The sequence below is a fragment of the Mycolicibacterium confluentis genome, from assembly GCF_010729895.1.
Lineage (GTDB): Bacteria > Actinomycetota > Actinomycetes > Mycobacteriales > Mycobacteriaceae > Mycobacterium > Mycobacterium confluentis.
The window spans coordinates 732,156-757,096 of record NZ_AP022612.1 but is presented as its reverse complement, the minus strand read 5'-3'; the positions used below and the strand labels follow the sequence as shown (position 1 = coordinate 757,096).

Below are 24,941 nucleotides of genomic sequence, written 5' to 3'. Positions count from 1 at the left end.
CCTCAGTTCGACCAGGCCACCGGCATCGCCTTGATGCCGTGGATGAACGCCGACGCCAACCGTGACGGTTCGTCGGTCACCTCGATGTCGGGCAGGCGGCGGCGAAGTTCGTCGAACACGACCTTGATCTCGCGGCGGGCCAGGTTGGCGCCGAGGCAGAAGTGCGCACCTCCCCCGCCGAACCCCTGGTGTGGGTTGGGATTTCGCGCAAGGTCGAAGGCCCACGGGTTGTCGAACTTGGATTCGTCCCGGTTGGCTGAGTTGTACCACAGGGTCACCTTGTCGCCCTTGGCCATCGCAGTGCCATTCAGCACGGTGTCCTGGGTCAGGGTGCGGCGCATGTAGATCACGGGCGAGGCCCAGCGCACGATCTCCTCGACCGCGGTCGCCGACAGGTCCTCGAAGTCGGCCCACCACCGTTGCCGCTGTTCGGGATAGCGGGTCAGCGCCAGCACTCCGTGGCTGATGGCGTTGCGTGTGGTCTCATTCCCGGCGATTGCGAGCAGCATGAAGAACGACGCGAGATCTGCCGAGGTCAACCGGTGCCCGTCCATCTCGGCCTCCACCAGGCTGGTGGTCAGGTCGTCGCGAGGGTGGACCCTGCGCTGTTCGGCGATGGCAGTCGAGTAGGCCCCGAAGTCCATGGCCGACTGCGCGAATTCTGCCGCGTCCGCGGCGACATCGGGGTCGCTGGCGCCCAGGATGACGTTGGTCCAGTGGAAGACCATCTGGTGGTCCTCCTCGGGAATGCCGATCATGTCGCAGATGATCTGCAGCGGCAGTGGACCGGCCAGGGCCGACACCAGATCCGCCTGGCCGTCGGGATGGTCGGCGATCATCGCGTCGACGAGTTGATGGGCGCGGGTGCGCACCGACTCCTCGATCCTGGCCACCACCTTCGGAGTGAACGCCCGACTGACGATGCCGCGCAGTCGTTGATGCCGCGGATCGTCCAGGGCGATCATCGATCCGAAGAACTCGGCCACCTCGGCCGGGATGTCGCTCATACCGATGTTCGGGTACGAACTGTAGATCTCGGGATGACGGCTGGCGTAGTGGACGTCGTCCATTCTGGTCACGGCCCAGTGGCCGGGTCCGATCTCGAAACCCTCCACCTCAGGCTCGGCCCAGAACGAGATGGGCGCCTCGCGCCGCAGTGTCGCGAACGCGCCGTCGCGGACGTCGTCGTCCTCGAGCCAGAACTTCACCGAAGCGAGGTCTATGTCGGACAACGGCACCTCCGGCGGCGCCGCACCGTTCACTCGTGTCGCGACTGTCACGTGGCCCCCTCGGCGCAGTAACCGAAGCCTACTGCCGCCCGCGAGGTGTCGGACCGAATCGCGTCAGGCGCCCTGTCCGGCACCGATGCGGGTGAGCGGGAGGATTCCCGCCATCAGCAGTGCCACGGACAGTCCGACGACGGAGACGAACGCGGCCGGCGCCGACGCCGTGAGCAGTGCACCGAACAGCACGCTGCCGACCGCGAGCACGAACGCTTGCGACACGGCGTCGTTGAGGTGGGTCGCCGCGCTGTTCACCCCGACTTCGTCTGGTTTGGACCGGTCGAGGACCGCCATCGCCAGGGTCGGCAGAGTCATGCCCATTCCCAGCGCCCCGAGGCCCCAACCGGCGATCACCACGGCCAACGGCACCGCGTCGACGGGGATCAGCATCACGACCATCAAACCGGCTGCGATGAGGGTCATGCCGATCGCCAGGCGTAGCGGTTTGTGACCCAGGACCTTCAGGCGCGCGCACATCGAGGTGCCAGCGAACCAGGCCACCGCGGAGGCCGTCAGGATCGCTCCCGCCAGCGTCGGCGAACATCCCCGGAACTCAGTCAACGCCAACGGCAGATACGACTCGGCGCTGAGGAACGCAGCACCGATCAGGCCACGCGCGGCGATCGTGCTGGGCAGTCCGGGGCGCAACGCCCAGGTCCCCGCGGGCAGCAGTCTTGGGACGGCGACCGCCACAGTCACCACCGATCCGGCCAACAGCACCGGCCAGGCCGGCAGTCCACGCTGGCCCGCCACGCTGAGACCGAGGATGCCCGCTCCCGCCACCACCGCCCACACCAGTGACCGACGAGACCCACTGCGCGCGTCGCTGTTGCCTCCCACGGGTGCCACCGCGCGATACAGAAGGCCCGCCGCCACCAGGGCCAAGCCTGGCACCAGCAGGAACACCCACCGCCACCCCACGTGGTCGGCGACGGCACCGGCGACCGCGGGACCCGCGAGGGCGGCCACCATGAACGTGCTGGTGTAGAGGGCGAACATCGTCGGACGCTGCTCCGGCGGATAGCACCGAGCGATGAGGACGAACATCGCGACCGTGAGGATTCCGGCGCCGAAACCGAAGATTCCGCGGCCGATCAGGAACTGCAGTATCGTCGAGGCGACGCCCGACACGATCAGGCCTGCCGAGAAGATCGCCACCCCGACGGCGATGGGTGTGAGCAGGCCGCGGCGGTCCATCCACGACCCGGACATCGTCAACGCAACGATGCTGACCGCCATGGGCACCGCGAAGGCCAGCGCATACATCTCAACGCCGCCGAGATCGGCTGCGACAACCGGCATCACCGTGGCGACCGCCATCATCTCGAACGCGATGAGGGCGCCGAGGCAGAAGAATCCCAGGGTGGTGACACGAAGCGGGCCGGTCAGTCGACCGGCCCGCTGTGTCAGGAGTTCGTCGGTGGTCAGGAGGACGTCACCTGGTCGAGACGGTTGGCGGGCTTGGCCAGCCCGTAGTGGTCACGCAGCGTCCGCCCCTCGTACTCGGTGCGGAACAGTCCGCGCCTCTGCAGTTCCGGGATGACGTGTTCGATGAAGAGGTCCAGGCTCTCGGGGAACGCCGGCGGCATGACGTTGAAGCCGTCGGCCGCACCCCGGGTGAACCAGGCCTCGATGGTGTCGGCGATCTGTTCCGGAGTCCCGATGACGGTGAAGTGCCCGCGTGCGCCGCCGAGGTACGAAATCAACTGGCGCACATTGAGGTTCTCCTCCGCGGCGAACTTGAGGATCAGGTCTGCACGGCTCCTGTCCCCCTCGATCGTGCGCTCGGAGTACAGCTCCGCCGGCAGTGACTTGTCCAGTTCGAATGCCTCGACCGGGTACTCGAAGATGTCGCTCAGGTTCGCCAGGCCGCGTTCCGGCGCCCGGAGATCGTCGAGCTTCTGAGCCTGGGCCTGCGCCTCCTTCTCGGTGCTCCCGATGTAGGGCATGAGGCCCGGCAGCACCTTCGTCTGCCCTGGGTCGCGCCCGGCAGCGGCGACACGCGCCTTGAAGTCCGTGTAGAACTCCTGGCCGTCTTCAAGGGTCGGCTGCGCGGTGAAGATCGCCTCACCGTGCCTGGCGCCGAACGCCTTTCCGTTCTCCGACGACCCGGCCTGGACCAACACCGGCCAGCCCTGCGGCGACCGCGGCACGGTGAGTGGCCCCGCCACGGAGTAGAACTCGCCGCGGTGGTTGATCTCGCGGATGTGCGCGGCGTCGGAGTAGCGACCGCTCTCGCGGCTGCCGACAATGTAGTCGTCGGTCCAGCTGTCCCACAGCTTGGTGACGACGTCGACGAACTCGTCGGCGCGACGGTATCGATCCAGGTGGTCTGGGCGGCCCTCGCGCCCGAAGTTGCGGGCGATGCCCTGATCCGAGGTCGTGACGATGTTCCACCCGGCACGCCCACCGCTGATGTGGTCGAGGGACGCGAATCGCCGCGCCAGGTTGTAGGGCGAGTTGTACGTGGTGGAGACGGTCCCGATCAGACCGATCCGCTCGGTCGCGCCCGCGATGGCCGTCAGGAGGATCAGGGGATCCAACGCGCCCTGCGGCTGGAAGTCCGAGGACGCCCACTGACCGGGCGCATCAGCGAAGAAGATCGAGTCGAACTTCGCCGCTTCGGCCCTGCGCGCGAGGTCAATCCAGTAGCGCGGATCGAACTCCGCGTTCAGTGGCGTGCCCGGCAACCGCCAGGCGGCCTCGTGCTGCCCGTACGGCATCAGGAATGCGGTGAGGTGAAGCTTTCGGTTCTCGCTCACTGCTGTCCTTCCGGGACGAGGTTGTCGACGATGTCACTGAAGACGACGGGGTTCCTGATGGCACCAGCCTCGTAGAAGAGGTCCGCCAGTTCCTGGGTGGACGCCACCTCGTCGGCCGTGACGGGGGCGAGCGTGGTCGCGGTGGTCTCGACCAGGTCATGTGCCTCGGCGACGTCCACACCCGTCTTCTTTGCCATCGCGGCGTCCCAGACGTCGCGGTTCTCCCAGCCCCACTCATAGGTCTCGTTGAGTCGGCGCAGCGTGTCGGCGACGGCTTCGCGACGCTCTGCGTCCGCGAGGCTGTCGGTGTTGGTGACCCAGAGCGTCTCGCCGTAGTCGTGGGGTCGCTTGCCCGCCTCGATGATCACCGGATTCTGATGATTGATGGCGACTGTCGCCTGCGGAATCCAGATCGCCCAGGCGTCAACGGAACCGGAGGCGAAGGCCGCCTGCCCCTTAGCCGGGTCGAGGTCGACGATCTGCACGTCCTCGAGCGTGAGCCCCGCCCGCTGAATCGCCGACAGCAGGAAGCCGTGGGCCGAACTGCCCACCGGGACGGCGATCTTCTTGCCCTTGAGGTCCGCGGTGGTCTTCAAGGGTGAGCCCGTGGGCGCGAGAAGGTAGTGGTACGAGGCATTCTCGTCGCGGAGAGGACCAGCCGCCGACACCCGGAAGTTCAGGTCATCGGCAGCGGCCGTGATCGGGGGAACCACTCCCACGGGCCCGACGTCGACCTTGCCCGACGAGATCGCCTGGACGAGCGGTGGGCCGTAGTCGAAGGCCGCGAACTTGACGTTGTAGGAGGCGTCGTCGAAGAGTCCCGACTTCTCCACCAGTTCGTCGATGCCGTCGTTCTGGTGGGCGATCGTGATCGTGATCTTCTTCGCCTCGCCGTCCCCCGACGAGCATCCCGTGAGGGCGGCGGCCGTCAGGCTCAGGGCAGCAAGGGATCTGACGATGTACTTCATGGGGATTCCTATCGAAATGTGTTTATGAACTACGAGAGTTCGTCTAATGGAGATTCGCGACGCCGAGTGCGTCGAGCATCTCGACGCGCAGTTCGTCGCGCTTCAATCCGTGGCTGCGCTCCTCCGCCGACAGTGCGACGCGCAGTTCGCGCCCGATGCGACCGGACTGCATCACCAGGATGCGGTCGCCGAGCGCGATCGCCTCGTCGACGTCATGCGTGACCAGCAGCATTGCGGCGTTGTGCTTTACCCGCAGGTCCCGGACCAGGGCATGCATGCGCAGCCTGGTGATGGCGTCGAGCGCGGCGAAGGGTTCGTCGAGCAGGACCAGGGACGGATTGGAGACCAGCGCTCGCGCCAGGGCGACGCGCTGAGCTTCACCACCGGACAACGTCTTGGGCCAGGCGTCGGCGCGCTCCGCCAAACCCACCTCGTCCAGTGCCACCAACGCCTTGGCCTTGGCGTCGCCACCGGTCAGGCCGATGGTCACGTTGCGCCAGGCCTTCTCCCACGGGAGCAGTCGGGCTCCCTGGAAGACGATCGCGCGGTCCTTCGGAACGCGGATTTCACCGCCGTCGGGTCGGTCGAGGCCGGCGAGCAGGCGAAGCAGGGTGCTCTTGCCGCAACCCGAGGGCCCCAGCAGCACGACGAACTCCGACTCGGCGATATCCAGGTCGAGGTGGTCGAGCACCACCCGATCCCCGAAGCGGCGCACGGCATTCTGCACCCGCACCGAACTGGTCATGACGTCGGTCATGCCACTGCCCCCGCGTCGCGCCAGCGCAGCAGGGTGCGCTCGAGGATGCGGACGATCTGATCGGCGGCCAGGCCCAGAATCGCGTAGATCACGAGACCGAGGAACACGCCCTCGTTTCGCATGTACGTCTGCGCGATCAGGATCATGTGTCCGACGCCTTCATCGGCGTTGACCGTCTCGGCGGCGACCAGTCCGAGCACGCTGTAAGCCAGCGAGAACCGCAGGCCCACCAGGAATCCCGGCAACGCGCCGGGCAGCACGACCCGGCGAAGCACCGTCAGTCGCGAAGCACCCGACGCCCTGGCCATCTCGAGGAACTGCTTGTCGACACCGCGGATCGCCGCGAAGAGATTCAGATACATCGGGATCGCCGCGCCCAGCGAGATCAACAGCACCTTGGTGAGCTCGTCGATGCCGAACCACACCACCATCAGCGGCAGGATCGCCAGCAGTGGAATTGTGTTGAGGATCTGGAAGATGCCGTTGAAGGTCATCTCGCCGGCCCGCAGCAGGCCTGCGACGATGCCCACGGGGATGGCCACCGCGAGTCCGAGCAGCAGGCCGAGGCCGGCGCGTTCGAGGGAGGCCCCGATGTCGACCAGCAGGGTTCCGGCGTTGTTCTGGTAGATCGCTTCGCCGAGCACCGCGGTGGGCGCCGGGGCGACCGACTCAGGGAGCAGGCCAAGCGAACTGGCGATCTGCCACAGGATCAGCAGGACCAGCGGAGTGGTGTAGATGCCGAGCGGCCAGTTGAACCGCGCGACGAACCTGCGCAGCGCCGATTTCTGTCCGTTGACGGGTGTGAAGACGTCGCACTCGGCGGGGGTGATGACCGCCGGATGGGCGCGCCCCACGTCGAGGGTGGCGCCGGTGTCGGCGACGGTGACAGTCATGGCTTCCTCATGGGGCTACAGATCGGAGGTGGGCGACGGGCGGTCCATACGACAGCAACGACAGCATCCGATTGCCATGAGCCACGACTCCTTTCCTCGACGCCGCAAACAGTGAGAAAGGCGGACCCCGAGAGGTGCCCGCCCCGCGCTCGGGGCCCGTACCGGCGTCCCATGAGCGACTGCGATCAGTGTCTGTGGTCGTTGACGTGCGTGAAAGGCTTCCGCTCAGCATGAACCGAACTGAGACGGTGACGCCCACCACGCCGGGGCTCGAAAACGTGTGGGAGTAGAGTCCTGTACCGGCATGAAAGCTGTTCGCCCACAGGAGGACCCATGAGTGACCATGACGTTCGGATGATCATCCTGTCGACCGATGACCTGGATGAGTCCATTCGGTTCTACAGCGAGACGCTGGGGATGAAGCTGAAGTTCCGGGACGGTGCTCACTTCGCGGCACTCGACGGTGGTTCGGTGACGCTCGCGCTCGCGACTGCGGTGGACCACCCGATCCCTGGCCAGGTCGTCGTCGGCATCAAGACCGACGACGTCGACGCGGCCGCGAAGGCCATCGAGGCCAGCGGTGGCGGGATCGTCAAGGGCCCGTACGACGACGCGCACGAACGCCGCGCGGTGGTCTACGACAACAAGGGCAACGGACTGGTCTTCTACAAGCCGCTGGCCCGCTGATTCGTCAGTCGGCGACGTCGACCTGGGCCGCCAGCGCCGCGGCCCGGTCGGCGTTGGCCAGCAGGTGCGCCTGCCGCTTGGGCCACCAGAACACTTCGAGGACCAGAAGCACCAGGTAGATCGCCGAGGCGGCGGCGTTGCCGAGCGATCCGTTCCACGCGTCCCACAGCGTCGTGCCGACCGCCACGAGCAGCAGCAGCACGATCAGCCAGCGCCACCGAATGCCGTTCTCGGCTGACGGTCCCCCTTGCCACGTCATGGCCGGCATGCTGACCATCCGGTCATCATCGCCCTCGGGTGTCACTGACAACGGCATTTGCGAACCCTGTCGGTTGTCGACCACCGGGGCCTCACCTGTTGGCATCAGTGAAGCCATAGCCCTCGTGGCGAGGCGTAAACAGTGGGATCGTCGATTCATCCCATCCGTCGCCACACAGGGAGAACGCAGATGAGCACATCGCCCGACTACCCTGCGGCCGCAGCGGCCCGTGGACGGATCGAACCGTCGCCGCGACGGGTTCGCGGCTTCTTCGGCTCCGACCTGGTGTTCGACACCCTTGCGGCACGCTACGTCTGGGAGATGCCGTACTACCCGCAGTACTACATCCCGCTTGCCGACGTCTCAGACGGTGTTCTGCGCGACGAGGACCACCCGCAGCGTGTGCAGTTCGGTCCGTCCCGGACGTTCTCGTTGGTCGGCGCGGCTGGGACGGTCGAGGGGGCGGCGCGGGTGTTCGACGCCGGCGACAGTCCCTTCTCCGGACTGGTGCGCTTCGAGTGGGATGCGTTGACGTGGTTCGAGGAGGATGAGCCCATCTACGGACACCCCCGAAACCCCTACGCCCGGATCGACGCGCTGCGTTCGCATCGCCACGTCACGGTGTCGCTCGACGGCGTGTCGCTGGCCGACACCCACACCCCGGTTCTTCTGTTCGAAACCAGCCTTCCGACAAGGTATTACATCGGCCGCACCGACGTGTCGTTCGAACATCTCCAGCCCTCGGACACCCAGACCCTGTGCCCCTACAAGGGAGTCACGTCCGGCTACTGGTCAGCCCGTGTGGGAGACACCCTGTATGAGGACATCGCCTGGACGTACAACACGCCTCTGCAGGCGGTCGCACCGATCGCCAACCTGATCGCGTTCTACAACGAGAAGGTCGACATCACCGTCGACGGGGTGGCCTTGGAGCGGCCGCGGACCCAGTTCAGTCCGTCTGCCGATTCTGGGAATTGAGCCCCTACCCGCCGCCAACAGGGCGTTCAACTTTCCACCGAACGGCACCCACGACGGGGCCGATTGGGCCGCGCAGCTTCAGCAAATGAAGCCCGGGCATTCGACGGGTGCTGGGCGCCTCCCGGCGCGGACTGAGAAATCAGTTCTCGGGACGCACGTCGTGCAGCATCGCCATGGTGTCGGCCCGCATCAACTCTTCGGAGGTGTGGTTGAGCACAATGCGACTTCTGCTCGGCGACAGCAGGATTGACAGGTAGTGGTGCGGTTGTTCGCCCCCGGTGAAGGCGAGTCGGTTGACCCGCAGGACGGGCGCGCCGATGGCCAGGTCCAGCAGCCCGGCATTACGCGGTCCGGCGATCTCGGCGGTGATCTCGTGCTGCACTCGCTGCACCACGAGTCCCACTTCGGCCAGAAGTTCGTACATCGCCGTGTGGGCCAGCCTGTCGGCGGTGATGGTTCCGGCGAGCTCGGCAGGCAGCCAGGCCTCGGTGACGATCAGCGCTTCCCCGGTTCGGCGCTCCCGCCGCACCCGAAGTGTGTGCAGCATCTGGCCGGTGACACCCAGCCTGCCGGCGACGAGGTGCGGGACATCGCCCACAGTGCAGTCGACGACCTCCGCATCGGTTTCGAAGTGCACCTGGCGCAGCTCGTCCATGTATGACCGGGTGGAGGCCTGCCCGGCCCGCGGGCCGAACTCGCGCACGAATGACCCGACCCCCTGCTTGCGCGTGATGTAGCCCTGGTCGGCCAGATCCGACAGTGCCCGCCGGACGGTGATGCGGGATACGCCGAACTGTTCGCACAACTCCTGCTCCGTGGGCAGGGGATCGCCGGCCGGGATCGCACCGCGTTCGATCTCGTCGTGCAGGACGAGAAACAGCTGCCTGTGCAGCGGCACCCCCGCGGCGGTGGTGGGGGCGGGACGACGACCGTCCCCGCGGGTCATCGGCGCACCGTTGTATCGAGAGTGATGGTCGTTGTTTCGAGAGCGATGGTCGTGGTTCCGAAGGTGATCACTGCGCCGCCCCTCTTGACCGAGCTGTCCCAAAAATGGCCAAGCCTTCCCAAATCCCTAGTTGTACTATTACTATAACAACAGGACATCCCGTCGGGGACCGAACGAGGAGGGCATGTCTTGAGCCTTTCAGAGCGCCAGGGAGCGGCCGACCAACACGGCCCGCATGAGATTCCCGCAGGTCAGCACACCTCAGATGAGTCACTGATGACCGCCGCCGTGGAACGGCTCTCCCCGGAACACCGCGCTCTGCTGCGCCGGTCCTTCTATGAGCACTCGACGACGGAGCAGATCGCCACGGAGTTCCACATCGCCGAGGACGCGGTGCGGGCCCGCCTCCACTTCGCCCTGCGGGAACTTCGGGCGATCGTGCAGGAGATGGTGGCCGCCGCGACGCCCCAAACCCCTCAGGCTCCGAGGCCTTCGATGTTGCGCACAGTGTGCCCGCGGCGCTGGGTCGCCAACCTGACCAGTGGTCCGCGTCCCGCCTGAACGGGCCAGCTACGCCGTGACCTCCGTCGCGTGACGGTCCACCCACCTCCGCGCGTCCTTGGCCGCGCGCGACAGCGCGCGCCCCTCCCCGATGTAGGACGCGAAAGCGCCCACCCCGGGCAGCATCCCGAGATAGTGGAAGGGCCCCCGTGGGCGGGGTCTCTTCGCGACCTCATCGCCGATCGCATCGAAGAGGCCGACCAGACGCCACAACGCCTTGGCGATGCCAAGCGGCGTGCGGGAGATCGGTTCCTCGGGTTCGTCAACGTCGGCGTCGACGTCGGCATCGGCCTCGGAGTCGGCGTTGGAGTCGGAGTCGGAGTCGGAGTCGGTGAAGTCGCGATCGCACAGCACCTCCGCCAGCAGGCGGGCCTGGCTGGCCCGGTCGGTGACACCGAGTTCGCGGGCCACCGCACACAGCACGATGGCCTGGTTGGCAAATCCCAGAAGGTCCTGGATCGGCAGCGTCCGCCCCACCGCGCCCAGCACACCGGGAAACGCCACCGCGACGGTGCTCAACGCGCCGACCCGACGCACCCACCAATGGATGCGGGCGTCGACGTCGAGGTGATCCCAGGCCGACGTGCCCGGGACGTCGGCCACGTTCAGGGCCCAGGCCAGCCCGTCGGCCACTTTGTCCAGCGGTCCGTCGGCGAAATCCGGGGTCCGGCGCTTCACCCGCAGCGGGTCTGAACTCAGCACGTCGAGCAGTGGGTTGATGATCCCGACAGCGCGCCGCAGCGCGTCCTCGACGTCGGAATCGCTGATCGTCACCTCAGGGGTGGGCAGAAGGTTCACCCTCCCATAATGTCCCGAACCGGGCCTCGAGCAAACATTCTCTTAGGTGCGCACCTCGTCGTGAACCTGTAACTGCGCGCGCAGCGCACGGATCTCATCGCGGAGTTCGGCGATGTGGGCGACCGTGGCCGCCTGGCTCGCGGTGTCCTCCTCGGCGACGCGCTGCACGATCCACGACGCGATCGTGGCCGTGATGGTGCCGAGAAGTCCGATGCCGCCGATCATCAGCAGGCCCGCGATGACACGGCCTGTGGTGGTGACGGGGTACTCGTCGCCGTAGCCCACCGTCGTGATGGTGGTGATCGACCACCACAGGGCCTGACCGAAACTCGTGATGCTGGCGTGCGGATCAACGCGTTCGGCCTGCAGCACCGCCAGGGACGCGACGTAGACCAGCAGGACCGCGCCCGCCACGGCGTACACCACCACCCTGCCTCGGATGGCGTTGCCGACTGCCTTCTGCAGCACCGTCACCAGAATGACCAAGCGCACCAACCGAAGTGGCCGCAGGACGGGAAGCACCACGATCAACAGGTCCATCAGGTGTCGCCAGAACCAGCGCCACCGGTCGTCTGCCAGCCATATCCGGGCGAGGTAGTCGATGACGAAGACGGCCCAGCACACCCTCGTCACGAGGCCGATCGCCAGCGCGGTACGTCCAGAAGGCGCGGCGAGGACCTCGAGTGAGTAGGCGGCCAGGAACACCAGCGCGATCGCGGCCAGTGGCCACTCCGCTCTGTGCTCCCAGCGATCAAGGCGGGCCGGTGAAGTCATGCCGGTCAGTCTGCGCCCACGGTTGGATCAGCGCGGAGTGGGCTCGGCGATCTTGACGAGCATCTTGCCGATGTTGGCTCCCTCGAACAGTCCGTTCAAGGCGTCGACACACGATTCGATGCCGTCGTAGACCGTGACGCGGTGGCGGAGCAGATCCTGCCCCTCCCACGCCCGCAGCGCCGCGAACGCCTCATCGAATCGGCCCCACTCGTCGAGGGCGTTGAAGCCCTGCATGGTGGCGGTCTTCGCGAGCAGGTTGACGTAGTTCGCGGGCCCGGGATGCTCACCGGTCAGATAGCTGGAGATGACGCCGCACAGCACGACCCGCGCCTTCGGGGCCAACCTCCCCAGCACCGCGTCCAGGATCGGCCCGCCGACGTTGTCGAAGTACACGTTCACACCGCGCGGGCAGTGCTGCTTGAGCGCTGCGGGCACGTCCTCGGTTCGGTAGTCGATGCAGGCGTCGAAGCCGAAGTCGTCGATCACCGCACGACATTTCTCTGCGCCACCGGCGATTCCGACCACCCGCGCACCCGCGATCTTGGCGATCTGACCGGCCACCGAACCCGTGGCGCCCGCCGCGGCCGACACCACGACGGTGTCCCCCGCCTGCGGACGGCCGATGTCGGCCATGCCGAAATACGCCGTCGCGCCCGTCGGGCCGTAGATGGCCATCACGGCGGTCTGGTCGACGTCGTCCATCCCCGTCACCGGGGTGCAGAACACGTCATCGCGGACGATCACGTACTCCTGGAAGCCCGTCAAGGTCGTGACCACGTCGCCGACGGCATACGCCGGGCACTTCGACGCCACCACCTCGCCGATGCCTGCCGCGCGGATCACCTCCCCCAACTGCACCGGCGGCAGGTAGCCGGGCTGGTCGTTGAGCCACGTGCGCGCCGCGGCGTCGATGCCCACATAGGTGGTGCGCACCAGCGCCTCCCCCTCTTCGGGTTCCGGCGCGGCGGTGGTGACCAGTTCGGTGTCTTCGGGCTGGACCAGCCCGTTGGGGCGTCGACACAGCCTGACCTGGCGGTTCTTCAACTCCGACACGGGTCGAAACTACCCAAGGCCCTGAGGCTTTCGCGGCGAATGGACAAGATTGCCGACAGCACCGACGCTACCCTCGGGATATGTCGCGCACACTCTTCGCCGCGTGCATCGCCGCGGTGGCGCTGGTGAGCGGCTGCGGAGGCGCCCCGGCGCTGCCCGGTGCCGCGACCACCGAGGTGCACCAGGTGCGGCCCGGCGACTTGGCCCACCTGGCGGCGGTGCGCCTGGCCCGGCACGACGGCTATGACCGGTTGGTGCTGGAGTTCACCGACCGAGTGCCGGGTCATACGGTCGGGTACCGGCCGCTGCCTGCGCACGCGGACGCCTCGGGCGAGGAGATTCCACTGCCGGGCGCCAACGCACTGCTGCAGGTGACGCTCACCCCGGCGACCGCGACCGGGTGGACCGAGGGTCCCGTCACCTATTCGGGGCCGTCCACGGTCACGGCCGACACCGCGGTGGTCACCGAGGCCAAGTCCGCCGGCGACTTCGAGGCCATGCTGACCTGGGTGGCCGGCATGCGTGCCGAGGTTCCGTTTCGGGTCGACGTGCTCGACGGACCGCCTCGTCTGGTCGTGGACGTCCAACACGGGTGATTGCGCCAGAAGACATCTCAGGTTCGCGAGGTTTTCGCCGGGCAACGCGCCCCCGCCCCGATCGGCGGCGGGAGGATCCTCATTCCCAGGCGTGACGGCGACCAAGCAGTACGGCTGGCCATCGGCCTGTCGATCGAGCTCGGCCGGTTGGAGGTAGTTCTCCTTGATGGTGGTGCCGTAGTCCGTCACCCACTGCGGATCCTCGGCGAGCGGTGGTTGCCGTCTGGCCCCGCCTGACCATCGCCGCGGACGAGCGGATGCTCGGGTCCGCCTATGATGAGCGCATTGGTGGCCAGCAGTTCCACCAGGGATGGCAGCGGCGCCGCCCACCCAAACGAGCAGTGCGGCGGCGACCGCTCCCCCCACCATCCCCAGCGAACACGACCGTGGATGCATAGCCGGCACCCCCGCGACAACAGCTATCAACCCAATCGTTGCCTGAATTGGGACGCCACTCCCCCAATGGGGCGCCTCACGTTCATGACGAGACCATCTTGCGCCCGCTGTACTGCGAATAAAAGCTTTTTACGATCATTCGTGAAAACTGTTTACCAACGCAAACAATACTTGCTTTGCCCATTCCAGCAATGCCCTGGTTACGACCTCCGGAGCGGCTCCGCTAAACCCCAGATCCCAAGTGGAGGTCGGTGATTCTTCTGTCCCGCCACGGGTGGCCCGGGTGCACCGTCGATATCACCACGCCCGCGTACCCATGCCTCTGCGTGCGCAGTGCACCTCGGACGTGCGGACAGCGCCTCCTCATGTGCGCTCGACCTGCATGTCCGCGTGCACATCCTTGCGATTCTTTCCCGTGGGGCGATCGTCGCGGCTGCGGGACGTCCCCCGGGCGGACCACCGGCGCCCTCAGGCGCCGCATCTCCGAACAACACATCTGGACGACACAAGGCGGCGGTTGCGACGACAGCAAGGCAACGCGGGGATGGCCTATTCTCCCGACGGCAGAAACTGCCTTCAGACCTGCAGGACAAGGGTTCTGGCGTCACCAAATACTCCTGGTGCGGCCCCCGATGCAGGCGTAGCATCGAACTCACGACGGGTTCGGGAGAGACTGATCCGAAGAGTCGGCAAAGAGATGAAAGCCGGCCGCGTTGGAGATAATGAGACGCGCTCAACGTCCTCCCGAGCCCGCCCTTTGCGTTCAGGGGCTCTGTTCGTTGCGACGGTACGTCGACACCGACCTCTAGAACCCACCCGTTGCGGTCGAGCTGGCCGGCGGCGCCGCGACTGCGCGTACGGACCGAGCGTGCCGTCAGCTCAGCGTCGGCGGCGGATGCGCCACAGCGCTGAAGCCGCGGCCGCACCCACTGACGCCCCGACGGCCAGCGCGAAGACGGCGAGCACCAGGTGCCGCGGGCGCTCCGACGCGATGAACGCCGCAAGCTGCATGCCCCCAGCGATCAGGGCCACCACCGCGAAGGCCACGGCGAGCAGAACCAGCACCTTCTGCGACATGTGTGCGGACCTCCCGTCGGCGTCGGACGTAGACGTCGTACCCGGAATGCTGCGGGCCTATTGCGGGCGCGCGGCAGCGAAGGGGTTGCAATAACCCTGCCTGACCCGGCGCGCCAGGACCCCAATCGGGCCCCGGCCGGGTGATGATACGGATGTGGCTGATGTTACGACTGTGACGAACGTTGACCCGGCGCCCGGGGCGCCCGCGGAGCCGACCGAGCCGACGGTGCAGGCCGCGTCCGCCCCTCCGGTTGATACCGCGACGTCCGCCCCTCCGGTTGATACCGCGACGTCCGCCCCTCCGGTTGATACCGCGACGTCCGCCCCTCCGGTGGAGACCGCGACGTCCGCCCCTCCGGTGGAGACCGCGACGTCCGCCCCTCCGGTGGCGATGGACACCTCAGCTTCCGTTCCACCCCCGTCGCCTCGGGCGTGGAAGGCGCCCAAGGCGCCACTCACCCGTCAACAGGCCGACGAAATGGGCCGTGCCGCCCTCAAAGCCGTGTCAACGATCGCCCATCTGCTCATCCGCCTCGGCCGTGGCGCGGCGCGCATCGTCGGGCAGGGGTGGCGCGTGATCGAAGCGGTGCCAGCAGCCCTGCAACTGTTCTTCGTCCTGGGCATCGGCTTGCTCCTGGGCATTGCCGGCGCGATCGCCCTGCAGAGCTCCCTCGGGTTGATCTGCACCGTCGTGGTGATTCCGGTGTCCTCGATCGCGCTGGGCGTGCTCGGGCAGCGCTGGTACACCGGCCTCGGCGGTCAGTCGGCGCGCCAGATCGACAGTCAGACCAGTGCGCCGACCACCTCGGACCTGCAACGGTCCGTCGAATACGTCGACCGAAAGCTCACCCTGGCCCTCACCTCGATCGGCACCGAACGGCACCAGCAGGCCCTGATCGCACTCTTCCAGGCCAAGACCGCCGTCGAACTCACGCTCGGAACGGAGCAGGACTCCGCAATCAACCTCGACCTGCCGCTGGCCGCCGACGACCACGCCCTGCGCCCGCGCATCCGCATGGGGGCGAAATCGCAGCTGCGAGAGGGCAGTTCCCTGGTGGCCTCATGAGCGCACCGACGATCACGGGGCAGGTCGCACTCATCGAGGATGATTTCACGCTGGTCCTCAACCGCGGCGCCGAGGCTGGCGTGCGGCCGGGCATGATCTTTGCCGTGCACACCGATGACGGGCAGGTGATCACCGACCCGGAATCCGGAAGGGAACTCGGCAGGCTGAGTCGGGAGACGCTGCAGGTGCGGGTGTTCGACGTGCAACCGCTGTTCGCCCGCGCACACACCTTCGTCAGAACCGACGACTTCCACGGGCTCCTCAACATCCCGTTTGTGGAGGAGAACGTCGTGACCGTGAACGTCGGCGATCATGTCGCGCTGGTGCGCGACGACGCGACGTTCCGTTCGTCGGAGCGCAACGCACAATAGCCACCGGGCCTGAGGTGAAGAAGTCCTGACCGACACTCACTGTTTGTCGCAGGCGACTCCGTCGCCGTCCCGGTCCAACTCATAGATGTCGTCTCCGAGCACCCTGATGGGACCCGAGACATATTCCGGCCCATTGCCGCTGCCGCCTGCGCATTCCACATCGCTGGCCACCGGCACACAGCCCGAATAGTTGGAGTCGCACTCCCCCTGCTGCGACATCGGTGGACGCGTCCACGTCGCCGCCTCTGGATCAGCGGCAGACATCGGTCCAGCGCCGATGCTCAGAGCCACCCCGATCAACACTGTTGTCAATACCCCCATGCGGCCGACACTAGAGCGGCCGGCGGGCGTGGCGCCGAAGATCAATGGAACGAATTCATGACACCAGCTCCGTCTCTCCGTCGACCATCCGGGCCTCACAACTCAGCCAACGCCGCGTGCAGCCGACCGTCGAGGTCGCCCCTGCCACTGGCGTACATCGGACCCGTCCCGTCGGTGAGCAGGCGGCGCAGCCGGGCCATACCCATCGCGCTGACCGGCAGCGGAGAATGCAGTCGCTGCACCACCGCGTCGATCGCGCCCTCGGCCGCAATGACATTGGCGCGGTGCACCGCAACTGTCGCCGGCCGGAGGGGTCGCGTTTGACGCGCTTGTACAGACACCCGGCGCAGTGTCCGGGCGACGCCGCAGCGCTCGCGATCCGAGGTGAGACGCGCCGCGTGCAGACCGAGTGCGTTCCCCGGCGCCACAGTGCATCCGAACGCCAGGGCCTCGTCGAAGCGACCGGCGAACAGCCGCACCATCAGCCGAGCGCGCCACGAGACTTTTTCACCAGTGCGGGCGGCCCAGCGGCCGTCGGGTGCGACCAGCGATTGAGTGGACACGTGAATCTCCCTTTGAATAACAGATTTGGACGATGTATCAGGTGTCGGTGGCGGCCGACTGACACGAAACCAGTCAACGCGCGATGAGCCCCGGGGAGCAGGCAGTGTTTCTCCTAGGTGCAATCGGGCCATCCTGATCGACCAACTGAACACCAGCAGTGAACGGTTCCGCGCCCTGTGGGCAGAGTACGACGTCAAGGGCCACGCCAGCGGACTGCTGCTGCTCAATCACCCCATCGCCGGCCCGCTCGACCTGTACTTCCTGCATCTGACACTGCGCGGAACCCAGAACACCATGGTGGTCTACTGGGCCCAGCCGGGCACCCCGTCGGTGGACGGGCTCAACCGGCTGAGGGATCTGGCCTGAGTCCGTCACACCGACATCGCCAGAAAGGTCATCGCCACCGCCACCAACGTGGTCGTGGAAATCATGGAAATGATTGAGCGCCAAACTATTTCGTCGCCAGAGTTCATTCTTTTCGGCACCACTTCATGGTCACAGCCCGCCGATTAGGCAACCAGGGCGAAAAACTACCAGCACCAATCCAGCCACCCACGGACATGAGAGAGCCCCGAAACTGCGGTGCAGGCTGTGGATTGGCGAGAGGACCAGCCGTGCAGGCAGTTTCGGGGCAGCCCCGGCGGCCGTCAGATCGCTACGGTCTCGATGACCGCGAATGCGCCGACTCGGCCGACGGCGGTACGGCGAAGTCCCGCCGACTCGAAGAGAGCGTCGGACTCAGCGATGTCGCGTTCCCGCCCACCCGTCATGACGAGCATGTTCGTTATCGGCGCCAGACCCGGATCACCCAGTTCTCCGACAGCGTGATCAACGACGATGATGCGTCCAGCGTCCCGCAGCGACGCACGGCAGTTCTTCAGGGATGCGTATGCTCGTGTCCTCGTCCCAGTCGTGCAGAACGTACTTGAGTACGTACAGGTCAGCGGGCGGGATGGGCGGTCCTGCAACCCGTCCCGGCGAGCAGCCCCTGCGCGTCGGGCACGACATGCGGCAGATCGAAGACGCCACCGCGCAGGGCATGGTTCGCCCGCATCAGTTCGCCGTCCGCACCGCCGATGTCCAAGGCCTGGTGCACGCCGTCGGTGTTGACCACCTTCGCGATTCACACCGTCGGAGGACGTCATCAAACCAGGTGACACAGAGGCACGGAACAGACGTCCAGTGGCGCCCCGATCGATGGACTCTAGTTCGGCAACCGCATCGGGGGTGTCAATGCCTGCATTCAAGCGGTCGGCCAGGTTGAACGTCGCAGCGGCACAAACAATCTGGGCCACCTAGAGTCCGGTGACCATGCCCATCATCTGGCCGCGATCCGCGTCAGTGACCGGCCTGGGATTCGTGGCCCGCACGGTGACCGGCAGCTCCTGCAGGCCTCGCATCAACGTGCTCGGACGGTACGTGAGAGAGCTGGTGGACGCCAGCCGGATGTCGTCGTAGCGGGACAACATTCGGTCGAGCGCGATCTCGCCCTCCATCCTGGCCAGCGGCGCACCCAGGCAGTGGTGGATGCCGTGTCCGAACGCGAGGTGCCGGTTGTCCGGCCGCGACACGTCGAACAGGTGGGGGTCTGCGAAGCGGAGCTCATCGCGATTGGCGCCGAGCAGACCGATCAACACCACCTCATTTGCCGGAATTACGATGTCGCCCAGGGGTATCGGTTCGGAGGTGAGACGTACTGTGGCGGTGTTGAGTGGACTCTCGTAGCGCAGAATCTCCTCCACGGCGACCGGCAGCAGGGTTCGGTCGGCGCGCACAGCCCGCAGCTGGTCCGGGTTCCGCAACAGGGTCAGGACGCCGTTGCCGATCAGGTTCACCGTGGTGTCGTATCCCGCGATGATGAGCAGGAACGCGGTGCCCAGCAGTTCCCCCTCCGACAGTCGGTCACCGTTATCCCGCTGATGGACCAAACTGCTCAGAACGTCGCCGTGTGGGGCGCTGCGTTTTGCCGCGACGATTGTCCGCAGCAGTGCGGTCAATCCGGTACGCGCAGTGCGCAGCTCATCCTGGTCGGTGCTGGTGAAGATCGGAACGACGAGCGACATGAATGCGTCCTGCGCGCCGGGAGGCACGCCGAGCAGTTCGCCGATCACGCGGACCGGGAGTGGTTGGGCATAGGCGCGCATGAGGTCGACGTCGCCCTGGAGGTCGATGTCGTCGAGCAGGTCGTCGGCGATCCGCACGATGGCCGGCCGCAGGCGTTTGACCGAGTGGGTGGTGAACGCCGCGGAGACGAAGCGGCGAAGACGAGTATGGTCCGGGGGATCCTTGAACAGCATGTTGTCGCCCAGAACCGACCCGATCGAGCGGTCCAAGTGGGGCGGGAGCAGCCGGGTTGCAGTCGGCCCGTCCTTCTTGAGCCTCGGGTCTGCAAGCAGGGCGCGGGCCTCCTCATATCGCGTCACCATCCAGACCCGGGCCCCACCCCACATCAACACCGGCTCAGCAGGGCCCTGCCGGCGCAACCGCTCGTAGACCACATGCGGGTCCTGGATGAATGAGTTGTCAAGAGTCAGCATGTTTTCGGACCTGCCTCGGTCGGGATCGGAACGTACCCAAACCAGGGTGTCGGCCGTATGCGCGCATAACCAGGGTGACCTGTTCCTAGCCTCGGGGGTGCCACTGCGAGGTTCGTTGTCAGGCGATCCGGTCAACTATCGTGACCCCGTTCGCCTTCTTAATGCTTCGGGACTGGGGTCGGCGCGCATGTCACTTCAGCCACTCAGAAACTTGAATTTTTCTCTGCCCCTTGGGTTTTACCTTTCACGTTTCCGCCCTGTTGCCACACGTCAAGATGCACGCTTGTTGACCTGGGCTTGAGAGACGGGATCGGCCCTACTTGTGGCCAGTTTGAGCAGTTGGGCGGCCAGCGCTTGGACCTGGCGCTGGGTGGCTGCGGGATTGATCAGGGAGGAGTTCTGGGCCAGGGCCACTTTGTGCTGCACCGCCACGGTTGGGTGGCCGATTGCGCGGTGAAATGGGGTTGCGGCGGTGTCGTGTTTCTTGGACACCTTGGCGCCATGGCGTGTGCGGTCGCCTCCACCACGGCCCTGCGCACAGCCAGCGTCAACCCCATCACTTGGGCCTACGCGCGCATGCCTGATGAGTCAACGCGCCAGCGATTTTTGTCAGTGCTTCGAACTAGTGTTCGGGTATGACTTCCGTGGCGGATCTCCTCTCAGAGTTGGAGTCCGTGCACGCCCGCCTCGCCACCGCGACCGTCGATGACCTCTCCGCACTGCAGGTGCTCACGGTGATGGAACGCCTACAGAAAGTCAGCTGGGCCGACGCGGCCGTCGACCACAAACTCATCACCCACTTGGAGGAACTCGGCCCGGAGGCACTCGGCGGCGACAAGGTCACCAAAGTCCTGACCCACCGCCTGCGGATCCCAGCCGAAGAGGCCCGCCAACGCGTCGCCGACGCCGCAGTGCTGAGTCCCCGCCGCGCCATGACCGGGGAACCGTTGGAACCGGTGCTGCCCAACGTCGCCGCACAGGTGGCCGAAGGCCGGGTGGGGCCCGCGCATGTGAAGAGTGTTCGCGAGTTTCTCAAGACACTGCCCGACCACGTCGATCTCAGCGCGCGCGTGGCGGCCGAATCCCTGGCCGCTGTTCACGCCTCGACGCTGGGTGTGCCCGACTTCCGCGCGGCGTTGAACCGGATGCTGCTCTGGCTCGACCCCGACGGCTCCTTCAACGACGCCGACATCCAACGCCGCCGCGGCCTCACCTTCGGCAAACAGGGACCTGACGGGCTCATCCGAGTCAGTGGACACCTCACCCCGGAGGCATGGGCAGTGTGGGAACCGGTGATGGCAACAAAGGCCGCGCCCGGCATGTGCAACCCCGACGACGAAAACCCCTGCCTATCAGGACGGCCCACCCAGGAACAGATCAAAGCCGATCAGCGCACCAAAGCTCAACGCCAGCACGACGCCCTCGTCGCCAGCGGCCGAATGATCCTGGCCTCGAAGAAACTCGGGAAACTCAACGGCCTACCCGTCACCGTCGTCGTCACCACCACCTTGAAAGAACTCCAATCAGGCGCGGGCTTCGGGATCACCGGAGGCGGATCCCTGCTGCCCATGCGAGACCTGATCCGCATGGCCAGCCACGCCTTCCACTACCTCTCGGTGTTCGACGACGACGGCCAAGCCCTGTATCTGGGGCGGGCCAAACGGATCGCCACCCCAGCCCAACGCCTGGTCCTGTTCGGCAAAGAACGCGGCTGCAGCGCCCCCGGATGCACCGCCTCGTTCTACCAATGCCAAGTCCACCACGCCGCCCAAGACTGGATCGAGGGTGGCGAAACCAACGTCAACGAACTCACCCTGGCCTGCGGGACCGACAACCGCAAAGTCGGACCCGAACCCGAAAAGTGGACCACGCGGATTCGGGATGACGGCCGCTGCGAATGGATTCCACCACCGCACCTCGACAACGGCGGCCCCCGGGTGAATGACTACCACCACCCGGAAAACCTCCTCGCACCACCCGACACCGAGGACAGCGGACCCGACCCCGGCTGACGGGAGGGGAACGAACGCGGCCCCGGCCCCGGTTGCCAGGTGGCCGTGGAGCCGGCCTCGACGCTGGTTGCGGGAGGACGGCGCACGCGGCCCCGGCCCCGGTTGCGGGAGGACAGCGGACGCGACCCCAGCCGGCGGGGGACCAACACCGCCGACAGAGAACCAACACCGCCGACAGAACAGTCCGGGGGCCGATGAGCCGAACCCCCGTGCAGCAACACCGGAAGCGGGCCGGACCCGGATATGCAGAGCACCAACCGCCCCGATCGCGGCCGAGCAGCCTCAGCCGCGGCGGGGAAACGGTCCCGATGACCTTGCAGCCGAATCTCCACGCCCCCGAGTACGCCGGTGTAAGACAGACCCATGACCAGTCCGCACGCCCGCGCGTCGCGCGAAGCTGGGTGGTGACCTGATGTGCCGCCTGTTCGGGTTGCACGCCGGCCACCCCGTCACCGCGACGTTCTGGCTGCTCGATGCCCCAGACAGCCTGTCCGCGCAGAGTAGGCGCAATCCCGACGGGACCGGTCTGGGCGTGTTCGAGGCCGACGGCACCCCCGTGGTTCGCAAGCAGCCGATCGCCGCATGGCGCGACCTCGCCTTCGCGGCCGAGGCCCGTGAGATGACGGGGACGACGTTCATCGCCCACGTCCGCTACGCCACCACCGGAGCCACCGCGGAGGCGAACACCCATCCGTTCCTTCAGGACAATCGGATCTTCGCGCACAACGGCATCGTGGAAGGACTGGACATCCTCGACGCCCGGCTCACCCAACTCGGTGCCGCCGACCTCGTCCGGGGAGACACCGATTCCGAGCGGGTCTTCGCGCTGATCACAGCGTCCATCAGGGGGCACGGCGGCGATGTCGGCGCCGGGTTGGTGGAGGCACTGCACTGGCTGCGGGAGAACGTCCCGATCTATGCGGTCAACGTGCTGCTGGCCACCGTGACTGATCTGTGGGCGCTGCGCTATCCCGACACCCACGAGCTTTACCTGCTTGACCGGACCGCCGGCGGTCACGGCGAATTCGCCATGCGCAGCACACGAATAACGGCGGGCAGTGCGCACCTGCACGACGCACCCTCGGCAATCTTCGCCACCGAACCGATGGACGACGGACGGTGGCAGCTGATGGAGTCCGGCGAGCTGGTCCATGTGGCCGCCGATCTGACGATCACCCGTCGCACGGTCCTGCCCGACCCACCGGTGCACCAGCTCACGATGTCCGACCTCAGTCCCAACATGGTGCAGTCACAACACCCGCCAGCCTGACGCAGGCGTCGACAGCATTGCCCATCGCCGGGCAGACCGTCGTCAGGAATTGAGCGCGTCAGCCTCCGCACGAGCGGTGGCAGCGTCGAGGCAGGCCGCCGCGGCCTCCTCGACGGCACTGTCGGCGAACCAGATGGCGGCCAGAGCGTACGCCTCAGCGTCCTCTGCGTGCCGTTCGGCGGCCTTCGCGTCGTGTTCCTCCTTCTTCTGCGCGATGTTTGACCGCACCTTGTCGATGTGGGCCTTCCATTGGCTGCGGAGTTCTACCCACTGCGACGAGATCCTTTCTCCGGTGTCGTCGGCCTTCTCCTTGACGTGCTCCGCGGCCGACGCGGCACGTTCGCGCGCCGCGGCGGCGTCCGCCTTCAGTTCTGCCTTCTCATGGCCCGCGGAGGCCTTGAGTCTGCTCGCTGATTCCTTTGTCCTTTCAGCGAGTGCATCGAATTTTTCGCTCAGACGGTTGTCGGCCATGCGGTGCTCCTGACTCAGACTGTCGGCTCTGATGAGCGGAGCCGCTACCGCTCCAGCGTGGCACTGTCGAACGGGCCCGGACCACACACGAAACAATGACGTTTCAATCCTGCCGCCCTCCGGTGCGGTGATCAGGGGTCACGTTGCGCGACAGCGGAACCCACATCTCGCGGGGCGCGGGTTGCTGCGACGACGGGAATTCCTCCAGGTCACCGGCACCCGACGGGTGCGCATCCCACTCGGCGAAGGTCAGCGGCGACTGGATCCACGCGCGCAACAGGCTGTACGTCGCCCGCATCGACTCGATGTGGGTCCGCTCCCAGCCATGGCTGCCATCGACACCGAAGCCCACCAGCGCGGCCCGGGTGTTGGCGCCGGCTTCGATGGCCGCCGCCACATCGGAGCGGTAGTAGCGGAACACGTCCCGGGTGTACGGAATGTGATGGTGGTCGGCGAGGCGGCACAGGTTCCGGGTCAGGTGATAGTCGTAGGGACCGTGCAGATCCGACATCGGGACCGTCACGGCGTCCTCCCGGGAGTTCTGCGTGGGCGCGCACACCGCGTTGTCCACCGAGATCATCTCGGCGATGTCCGGCGGAAGACCGGTGCTCGCGCCGTACCCGACCTCTTCGGCGATGGTGACCATGATCGCGGTGCGGTGCGGCAGTTCCACCGCATTGTCGGTGAGATGCTTGAGCAGCGCGAGGACGACGGCGACGCCCGCCTTGTCGTCGAGGTGGCGCGAGACGATGTATCCGTCCTCGGTCAGCACGGGGTTGGCCATCAGCGGCGCGTAGTCACCGATTCGGATGCCCAGTCGGGTCAGGTCTTCACGGCAGGACACCCTGCGGTCGACACGGACTTCGACGTGGTCCCAGTCGGTGGGCTGAGTGTCGACCTCGTCGCCGAAGGCGTGACCGCTTGCCTTGAGCGGCATGATCGTTCCGGTGATGAACGCGTCGGTGTCCTCGCTGAGGATCCGCACCCGGGCGCCGGCGGCGAAGCGCGCCGAGAAGGTGCCGACGGGAATCACCTCGAGGCGGCCGTTGTCCTTGAGCCCTCGGACCATGCAGCCGGTGGTGTCCGCGTGGACCACCAGCGCTCGGTCGGTGGTCGCCGATCGCCCGGGGTATTCGGCGATCAACGCGCCGCGCCGGGTCAGCGAGAACGAGAGGCCGAACCCCTCGAACACCTCGCCAATGAGCTTCATCACCGCGTCGGTGCGCCCCGTCGGGCTCGGTGTCTGCAGCAGTCTGAGCAGGGTGTCGACCATCCAGGTGCTGTCGGCTTCGGACATGTCCGCGTCTCCGAGCATGACGTCTCCTCTGCGACCGGGAGCCCATCGAGTCAGCCATGGGTCGCCGGTTGCGCCGGGGAACGAGGACCCCGAGTCCGAGCCTAACGGCGGCGGGTCGGGGTTCGTGGCAGTTCCTGGTGACGTTTCGGCTGATCCCTTCGGAAGTTCCGATTTCATGTGGCCGCAAGACTTTCTGTCGCGGACACCGCCGCGGCGGGCTTCGACCTCGCGGCCGGTCAGTCCA

At 66.6% G+C, this 24,941-nt stretch carries 30 protein-coding genes; 9 read left to right on the top strand and 21 right to left on the bottom strand.

Annotation, left to right across the window (positions count from 1 at the left end):
• Positions 1 to 2: 2 nt before the first annotated feature.
• From G6N34_RS03540 to G6N34_RS03515, 6 genes are all read right to left on the bottom strand, one after another.
• On the bottom strand, positions 3 to 1,280 hold the full coding sequence (locus tag G6N34_RS03540) for a cytochrome P450 (RefSeq protein ID WP_085150460.1): 1,278 nt from the start codon (positions 1,278 to 1,280) through the stop codon (positions 3 to 5).
• Between the two features lie 63 nt (positions 1,281 to 1,343).
• Positions 1,344 to 2,645 (bottom strand): MFS transporter, encoded by a 1,302-nt coding sequence (locus G6N34_RS03535; protein ID WP_264016869.1) that lies wholly within the window; start codon positions 2,643 to 2,645, stop codon positions 1,344 to 1,346.
• 62 nt (positions 2,646 to 2,707) lie between these two features.
• Complete coding sequence (locus G6N34_RS03530) at positions 2,708 to 4,045, bottom strand: LLM class flavin-dependent oxidoreductase (protein WP_264016867.1); 1,338 nt, start codon at positions 4,043 to 4,045, stop codon at positions 2,708 to 2,710.
• Positions 4,042 to 5,013: an aliphatic sulfonate ABC transporter substrate-binding protein gene (locus G6N34_RS03525; protein ID WP_085150456.1), complete on the bottom strand. Its 972-nt coding sequence runs from the start codon at positions 5,011 to 5,013 to the stop codon at positions 4,042 to 4,044. The genes G6N34_RS03530 and G6N34_RS03525 overlap by 4 nt, the downstream gene beginning before the upstream one ends.
• Positions 5,014 to 5,056: 43 nt before the next feature.
• Positions 5,057 to 5,770 (bottom strand): ABC transporter ATP-binding protein, encoded by a 714-nt coding sequence (locus tag G6N34_RS03520; protein WP_109788364.1) that lies wholly within the window; start codon positions 5,768 to 5,770, stop codon positions 5,057 to 5,059.
• On the bottom strand, positions 5,767 to 6,663 hold the full coding sequence (locus tag G6N34_RS03515; RefSeq protein WP_085150454.1) for an ABC transporter permease: 897 nt from the start codon (positions 6,661 to 6,663) through the stop codon (positions 5,767 to 5,769). The genes G6N34_RS03520 and G6N34_RS03515 overlap by 4 nt, the downstream gene beginning before the upstream one ends.
• A gap of 333 nt (positions 6,664 to 6,996) precedes the next feature.
• On the opposite strand from G6N34_RS03515, the gene G6N34_RS03510 reads away from it, so the two are divergent.
• A complete protein-coding gene (locus G6N34_RS03510) occupies positions 6,997 to 7,350 on the top strand; it encodes a VOC family protein (protein WP_085150452.1) in 354 nt (117 codons plus the stop codon).
• Between the two features lie 4 nt (positions 7,351 to 7,354).
• Here the strand turns inward: G6N34_RS03510 and G6N34_RS03505 are convergent, their stop codons facing one another.
• On the bottom strand, positions 7,355 to 7,666 hold the full coding sequence (locus tag G6N34_RS03505) for a hypothetical protein (protein WP_133057727.1): 312 nt from the start codon (positions 7,664 to 7,666) through the stop codon (positions 7,355 to 7,357).
• A 132-nt stretch (positions 7,667 to 7,798) separates the two neighbouring features.
• Here G6N34_RS03505 and G6N34_RS03500 point away from each other — a divergent pair, with 132 nt between their 5' ends.
• Complete coding sequence (locus tag G6N34_RS03500; protein ID WP_085150448.1) at positions 7,799 to 8,587, top strand: DUF427 domain-containing protein; 789 nt, start codon at positions 7,799 to 7,801, stop codon at positions 8,585 to 8,587.
• Between the two features lie 139 nt (positions 8,588 to 8,726).
• On the opposite strand, the gene G6N34_RS03495 is transcribed toward G6N34_RS03500, so the two are convergent.
• Entirely contained in the window at positions 8,727 to 9,533 is an 807-nt protein-coding gene (locus G6N34_RS03495; RefSeq protein WP_085150446.1) for a GntR family transcriptional regulator, read from the bottom strand.
• Between the two features lie 276 nt (positions 9,534 to 9,809).
• Between G6N34_RS03495 and G6N34_RS03490 the strand changes: the two genes are divergently transcribed.
• Complete coding sequence (locus G6N34_RS03490) at positions 9,810 to 10,094, top strand: sigma factor-like helix-turn-helix DNA-binding protein (protein ID WP_085150444.1); 285 nt, start codon at positions 9,810 to 9,812, stop codon at positions 10,092 to 10,094.
• A 9-nt stretch (positions 10,095 to 10,103) separates the two neighbouring features.
• On the opposite strand, the gene G6N34_RS03485 is transcribed toward G6N34_RS03490, so the two are convergent.
• Genes G6N34_RS03485 through G6N34_RS03475 form a run of 3 tightly spaced genes read right to left on the bottom strand, consistent with a single transcriptional unit; the run spans position 10,104 to position 12,719 of the window.
• Positions 10,104 to 10,892: a hypothetical protein gene (locus G6N34_RS03485; protein WP_133057726.1), complete on the bottom strand. Its 789-nt coding sequence runs from the start codon at positions 10,890 to 10,892 to the stop codon at positions 10,104 to 10,106.
• Between the two features lie 42 nt (positions 10,893 to 10,934).
• Positions 10,935 to 11,666 carry a potassium channel family protein gene (locus G6N34_RS03480; RefSeq protein WP_085150439.1) on the bottom strand — a complete coding sequence of 244 codons (732 nt, stop codon included), beginning with the start codon at positions 11,664 to 11,666 and terminating at the stop codon, positions 10,935 to 10,937.
• Between the two features lie 27 nt (positions 11,667 to 11,693).
• The gene (locus G6N34_RS03475; RefSeq protein ID WP_085150437.1) at positions 11,694 to 12,719 is read right to left on the bottom strand and encodes an NADP-dependent oxidoreductase; all 1,026 of its coding nucleotides are present in this window, start codon (positions 12,717 to 12,719) and stop codon (positions 11,694 to 11,696) included.
• Positions 12,720 to 12,799: 80 nt separating this feature from the next.
• Here G6N34_RS03475 and G6N34_RS03470 point away from each other — a divergent pair, with 80 nt between their 5' ends.
• Positions 12,800 to 13,315 carry an AMIN-like domain-containing (lipo)protein gene (locus tag G6N34_RS03470; RefSeq protein WP_085150435.1) on the top strand — a complete coding sequence of 172 codons (516 nt, stop codon included), beginning with the start codon at positions 12,800 to 12,802 and terminating at the stop codon, positions 13,313 to 13,315.
• Between the two features lie 1,275 nt (positions 13,316 to 14,590).
• On the opposite strand, the gene G6N34_RS03465 is transcribed toward G6N34_RS03470, so the two are convergent.
• A complete protein-coding gene (locus tag G6N34_RS03465; protein WP_085150433.1) occupies positions 14,591 to 14,788 on the bottom strand; it encodes a hypothetical protein in 198 nt (65 codons plus the stop codon).
• 502 nt (positions 14,789 to 15,290) lie between these two features.
• Between G6N34_RS03465 and G6N34_RS03460 the strand changes: the two genes are divergently transcribed.
• Positions 15,291 to 15,854, top strand: coding sequence for a hypothetical protein (locus tag G6N34_RS03460; protein ID WP_234812804.1), 564 nt, complete (start codon positions 15,291 to 15,293; stop codon positions 15,852 to 15,854).
• Entirely contained in the window at positions 15,851 to 16,225 is a 375-nt protein-coding gene (locus tag G6N34_RS03455) for a hypothetical protein (RefSeq protein WP_085150428.1), read from the top strand. The genes G6N34_RS03460 and G6N34_RS03455 overlap by 4 nt, the downstream gene beginning before the upstream one ends.
• A 36-nt stretch (positions 16,226 to 16,261) precedes the next feature.
• On the opposite strand, the gene G6N34_RS03450 is transcribed toward G6N34_RS03455, so the two are convergent.
• Both G6N34_RS03450 and G6N34_RS03445 read right to left on the bottom strand, forming a co-directional pair.
• Positions 16,262 to 16,546 (bottom strand): excalibur domain-containing protein, encoded by a 285-nt coding sequence (locus G6N34_RS03450; protein WP_085150527.1) that lies wholly within the window; start codon positions 16,544 to 16,546, stop codon positions 16,262 to 16,264.
• A 95-nt stretch (positions 16,547 to 16,641) separates the two neighbouring features.
• Positions 16,642 to 17,109, bottom strand: a complete 468-nt coding sequence (locus G6N34_RS03445) for a hypothetical protein (protein WP_234812803.1) — start codon at positions 17,107 to 17,109, stop codon at positions 16,642 to 16,644.
• A gap of 25 nt (positions 17,110 to 17,134) precedes the next feature.
• On the opposite strand from G6N34_RS03445, the gene G6N34_RS03440 reads away from it, so the two are divergent.
• Positions 17,135 to 17,476 carry an MmyB family transcriptional regulator gene (locus G6N34_RS03440; RefSeq protein ID WP_085150426.1) on the top strand — a complete coding sequence of 114 codons (342 nt, stop codon included), beginning with the start codon at positions 17,135 to 17,137 and terminating at the stop codon, positions 17,474 to 17,476.
• 281 nt (positions 17,477 to 17,757) lie between these two features.
• Here G6N34_RS03440 and G6N34_RS28245 read toward each other — a convergent pair whose 3' ends face one another.
• From G6N34_RS28245 to G6N34_RS03420, 5 genes are all read right to left on the bottom strand, one after another.
• Positions 17,758 to 17,991: a methyltransferase gene (locus tag G6N34_RS28245; RefSeq protein WP_268948846.1), complete on the bottom strand. Its 234-nt coding sequence runs from the start codon at positions 17,989 to 17,991 to the stop codon at positions 17,758 to 17,760.
• Entirely contained in the window at positions 17,939 to 18,118 is a 180-nt protein-coding gene (locus tag G6N34_RS28240; protein ID WP_268948685.1) for a methyltransferase, read from the bottom strand. Before G6N34_RS28240 ends, G6N34_RS28245 begins: the two co-directional genes overlap by 53 nt.
• The gene (locus G6N34_RS03430; RefSeq protein WP_163645262.1) at positions 18,051 to 18,224 is read right to left on the bottom strand and encodes a hypothetical protein; all 174 of its coding nucleotides are present in this window, start codon (positions 18,222 to 18,224) and stop codon (positions 18,051 to 18,053) included. Before G6N34_RS03430 ends, G6N34_RS28240 begins: the two co-directional genes overlap by 68 nt.
• Positions 18,225 to 18,405: 181 nt before the next feature.
• Positions 18,406 to 19,647, bottom strand: coding sequence for a cytochrome P450 family protein (locus G6N34_RS03425; protein ID WP_085150422.1), 1,242 nt, complete (start codon positions 19,645 to 19,647; stop codon positions 18,406 to 18,408).
• Between the two features lie 270 nt (positions 19,648 to 19,917).
• The gene (locus G6N34_RS03420) at positions 19,918 to 20,139 is read right to left on the bottom strand and encodes a hypothetical protein (RefSeq protein ID WP_133057723.1); all 222 of its coding nucleotides are present in this window, start codon (positions 20,137 to 20,139) and stop codon (positions 19,918 to 19,920) included.
• Positions 20,140 to 20,282: 143 nt separating this feature from the next.
• On the opposite strand from G6N34_RS03420, the gene G6N34_RS03415 reads away from it, so the two are divergent.
• Both G6N34_RS03415 and G6N34_RS03410 read left to right on the top strand, forming a co-directional pair.
• Positions 20,283 to 21,659: an HNH endonuclease signature motif containing protein gene (locus tag G6N34_RS03415; RefSeq protein WP_085150420.1), complete on the top strand. Its 1,377-nt coding sequence runs from the start codon at positions 20,283 to 20,285 to the stop codon at positions 21,657 to 21,659.
• 412 nt (positions 21,660 to 22,071) lie between these two features.
• Positions 22,072 to 22,929, top strand: coding sequence for a class II glutamine amidotransferase (locus G6N34_RS03410; protein ID WP_085150418.1), 858 nt, complete (start codon positions 22,072 to 22,074; stop codon positions 22,927 to 22,929).
• A 42-nt stretch (positions 22,930 to 22,971) separates the two neighbouring features.
• Here G6N34_RS03410 and G6N34_RS03405 read toward each other — a convergent pair whose 3' ends face one another.
• A complete protein-coding gene (locus G6N34_RS03405) occupies positions 22,972 to 23,400 on the bottom strand; it encodes a hypothetical protein (RefSeq protein ID WP_085150416.1) in 429 nt (142 codons plus the stop codon).
• A gap of 103 nt (positions 23,401 to 23,503) precedes the next feature.
• On the bottom strand, positions 23,504 to 24,715 hold the full coding sequence (locus G6N34_RS03400; RefSeq protein ID WP_085150414.1) for an osmoprotectant NAGGN system M42 family peptidase: 1,212 nt from the start codon (positions 24,713 to 24,715) through the stop codon (positions 23,504 to 23,506).
• Positions 24,716 to 24,941: the final 226 nt, after the last annotated feature.

Excerpts from the sequence above, each read along its gene's own strand:
- G6N34_RS03465 (WP_085150433.1), bottom strand. The coding sequence starts at position 14,788 with ATGTCGCAGAAGGTGCTGGTTCTGCTCGCCGTGGCCTTCGCGGTGGTG.
- G6N34_RS03470 (WP_085150435.1), top strand. The coding sequence starts at position 12,800 with ATGTCGCGCACACTCTTCGCCGCGTGCATCGCCGCGGTGGCGCTGGTG.
- G6N34_RS03495 (WP_085150446.1), bottom strand. The coding sequence starts at position 9,533 with ATGACCCGCGGGGACGGTCGTCGTCCCGCCCCCACCACCGCCGCGGGG.
- G6N34_RS03490 (WP_085150444.1), top strand. The coding sequence starts at position 9,810 with ATGACCGCCGCCGTGGAACGGCTCTCCCCGGAACACCGCGCTCTGCTG.
- G6N34_RS03450 (WP_085150527.1), bottom strand. The coding sequence starts at position 16,546 with ATGGGGGTATTGACAACAGTGTTGATCGGGGTGGCTCTGAGCATCGGC.
- G6N34_RS03400 (WP_085150414.1), bottom strand. The coding sequence starts at position 24,715 with ATGCTCGGAGACGCGGACATGTCCGAAGCCGACAGCACCTGGATGGTC.
- G6N34_RS03405 (WP_085150416.1), bottom strand. The coding sequence starts at position 23,400 with ATGGCCGACAACCGTCTGAGCGAAAAATTCGATGCACTCGCTGAAAGG.
- G6N34_RS03425 (WP_085150422.1), bottom strand. The coding sequence starts at position 19,647 with ATGCTGACTCTTGACAACTCATTCATCCAGGACCCGCATGTGGTCTAC.
- G6N34_RS03480 (WP_085150439.1), bottom strand. The coding sequence starts at position 11,666 with ATGACTTCACCGGCCCGCCTTGATCGCTGGGAGCACAGAGCGGAGTGG.
- G6N34_RS03515 (WP_085150454.1), bottom strand. The coding sequence starts at position 6,663 with ATGACTGTCACCGTCGCCGACACCGGCGCCACCCTCGACGTGGGGCGC.
- G6N34_RS03510 (WP_085150452.1), top strand. The coding sequence starts at position 6,997 with ATGAGTGACCATGACGTTCGGATGATCATCCTGTCGACCGATGACCTG.
- G6N34_RS03525 (WP_085150456.1), bottom strand. The coding sequence starts at position 5,013 with ATGAAGTACATCGTCAGATCCCTTGCTGCCCTGAGCCTGACGGCCGCC.
- G6N34_RS03500 (WP_085150448.1), top strand. The coding sequence starts at position 7,799 with ATGAGCACATCGCCCGACTACCCTGCGGCCGCAGCGGCCCGTGGACGG.
- G6N34_RS28240 (WP_268948685.1), bottom strand. The coding sequence starts at position 18,118 with ATGTCGTGCCCGACGCGCAGGGGCTGCTCGCCGGGACGGGTTGCAGGA.
- G6N34_RS03455 (WP_085150428.1), top strand. The coding sequence starts at position 15,851 with ATGAGCGCACCGACGATCACGGGGCAGGTCGCACTCATCGAGGATGAT.
- G6N34_RS03505 (WP_133057727.1), bottom strand. The coding sequence starts at position 7,666 with ATGCCGTTGTCAGTGACACCCGAGGGCGATGATGACCGGATGGTCAGC.
- G6N34_RS03410 (WP_085150418.1), top strand. The coding sequence starts at position 22,072 with ATGTGCCGCCTGTTCGGGTTGCACGCCGGCCACCCCGTCACCGCGACG.
- G6N34_RS03415 (WP_085150420.1), top strand. The coding sequence starts at position 20,283 with ATGACTTCCGTGGCGGATCTCCTCTCAGAGTTGGAGTCCGTGCACGCC.
- G6N34_RS03520 (WP_109788364.1), bottom strand. The coding sequence starts at position 5,770 with ATGACCGACGTCATGACCAGTTCGGTGCGGGTGCAGAATGCCGTGCGC.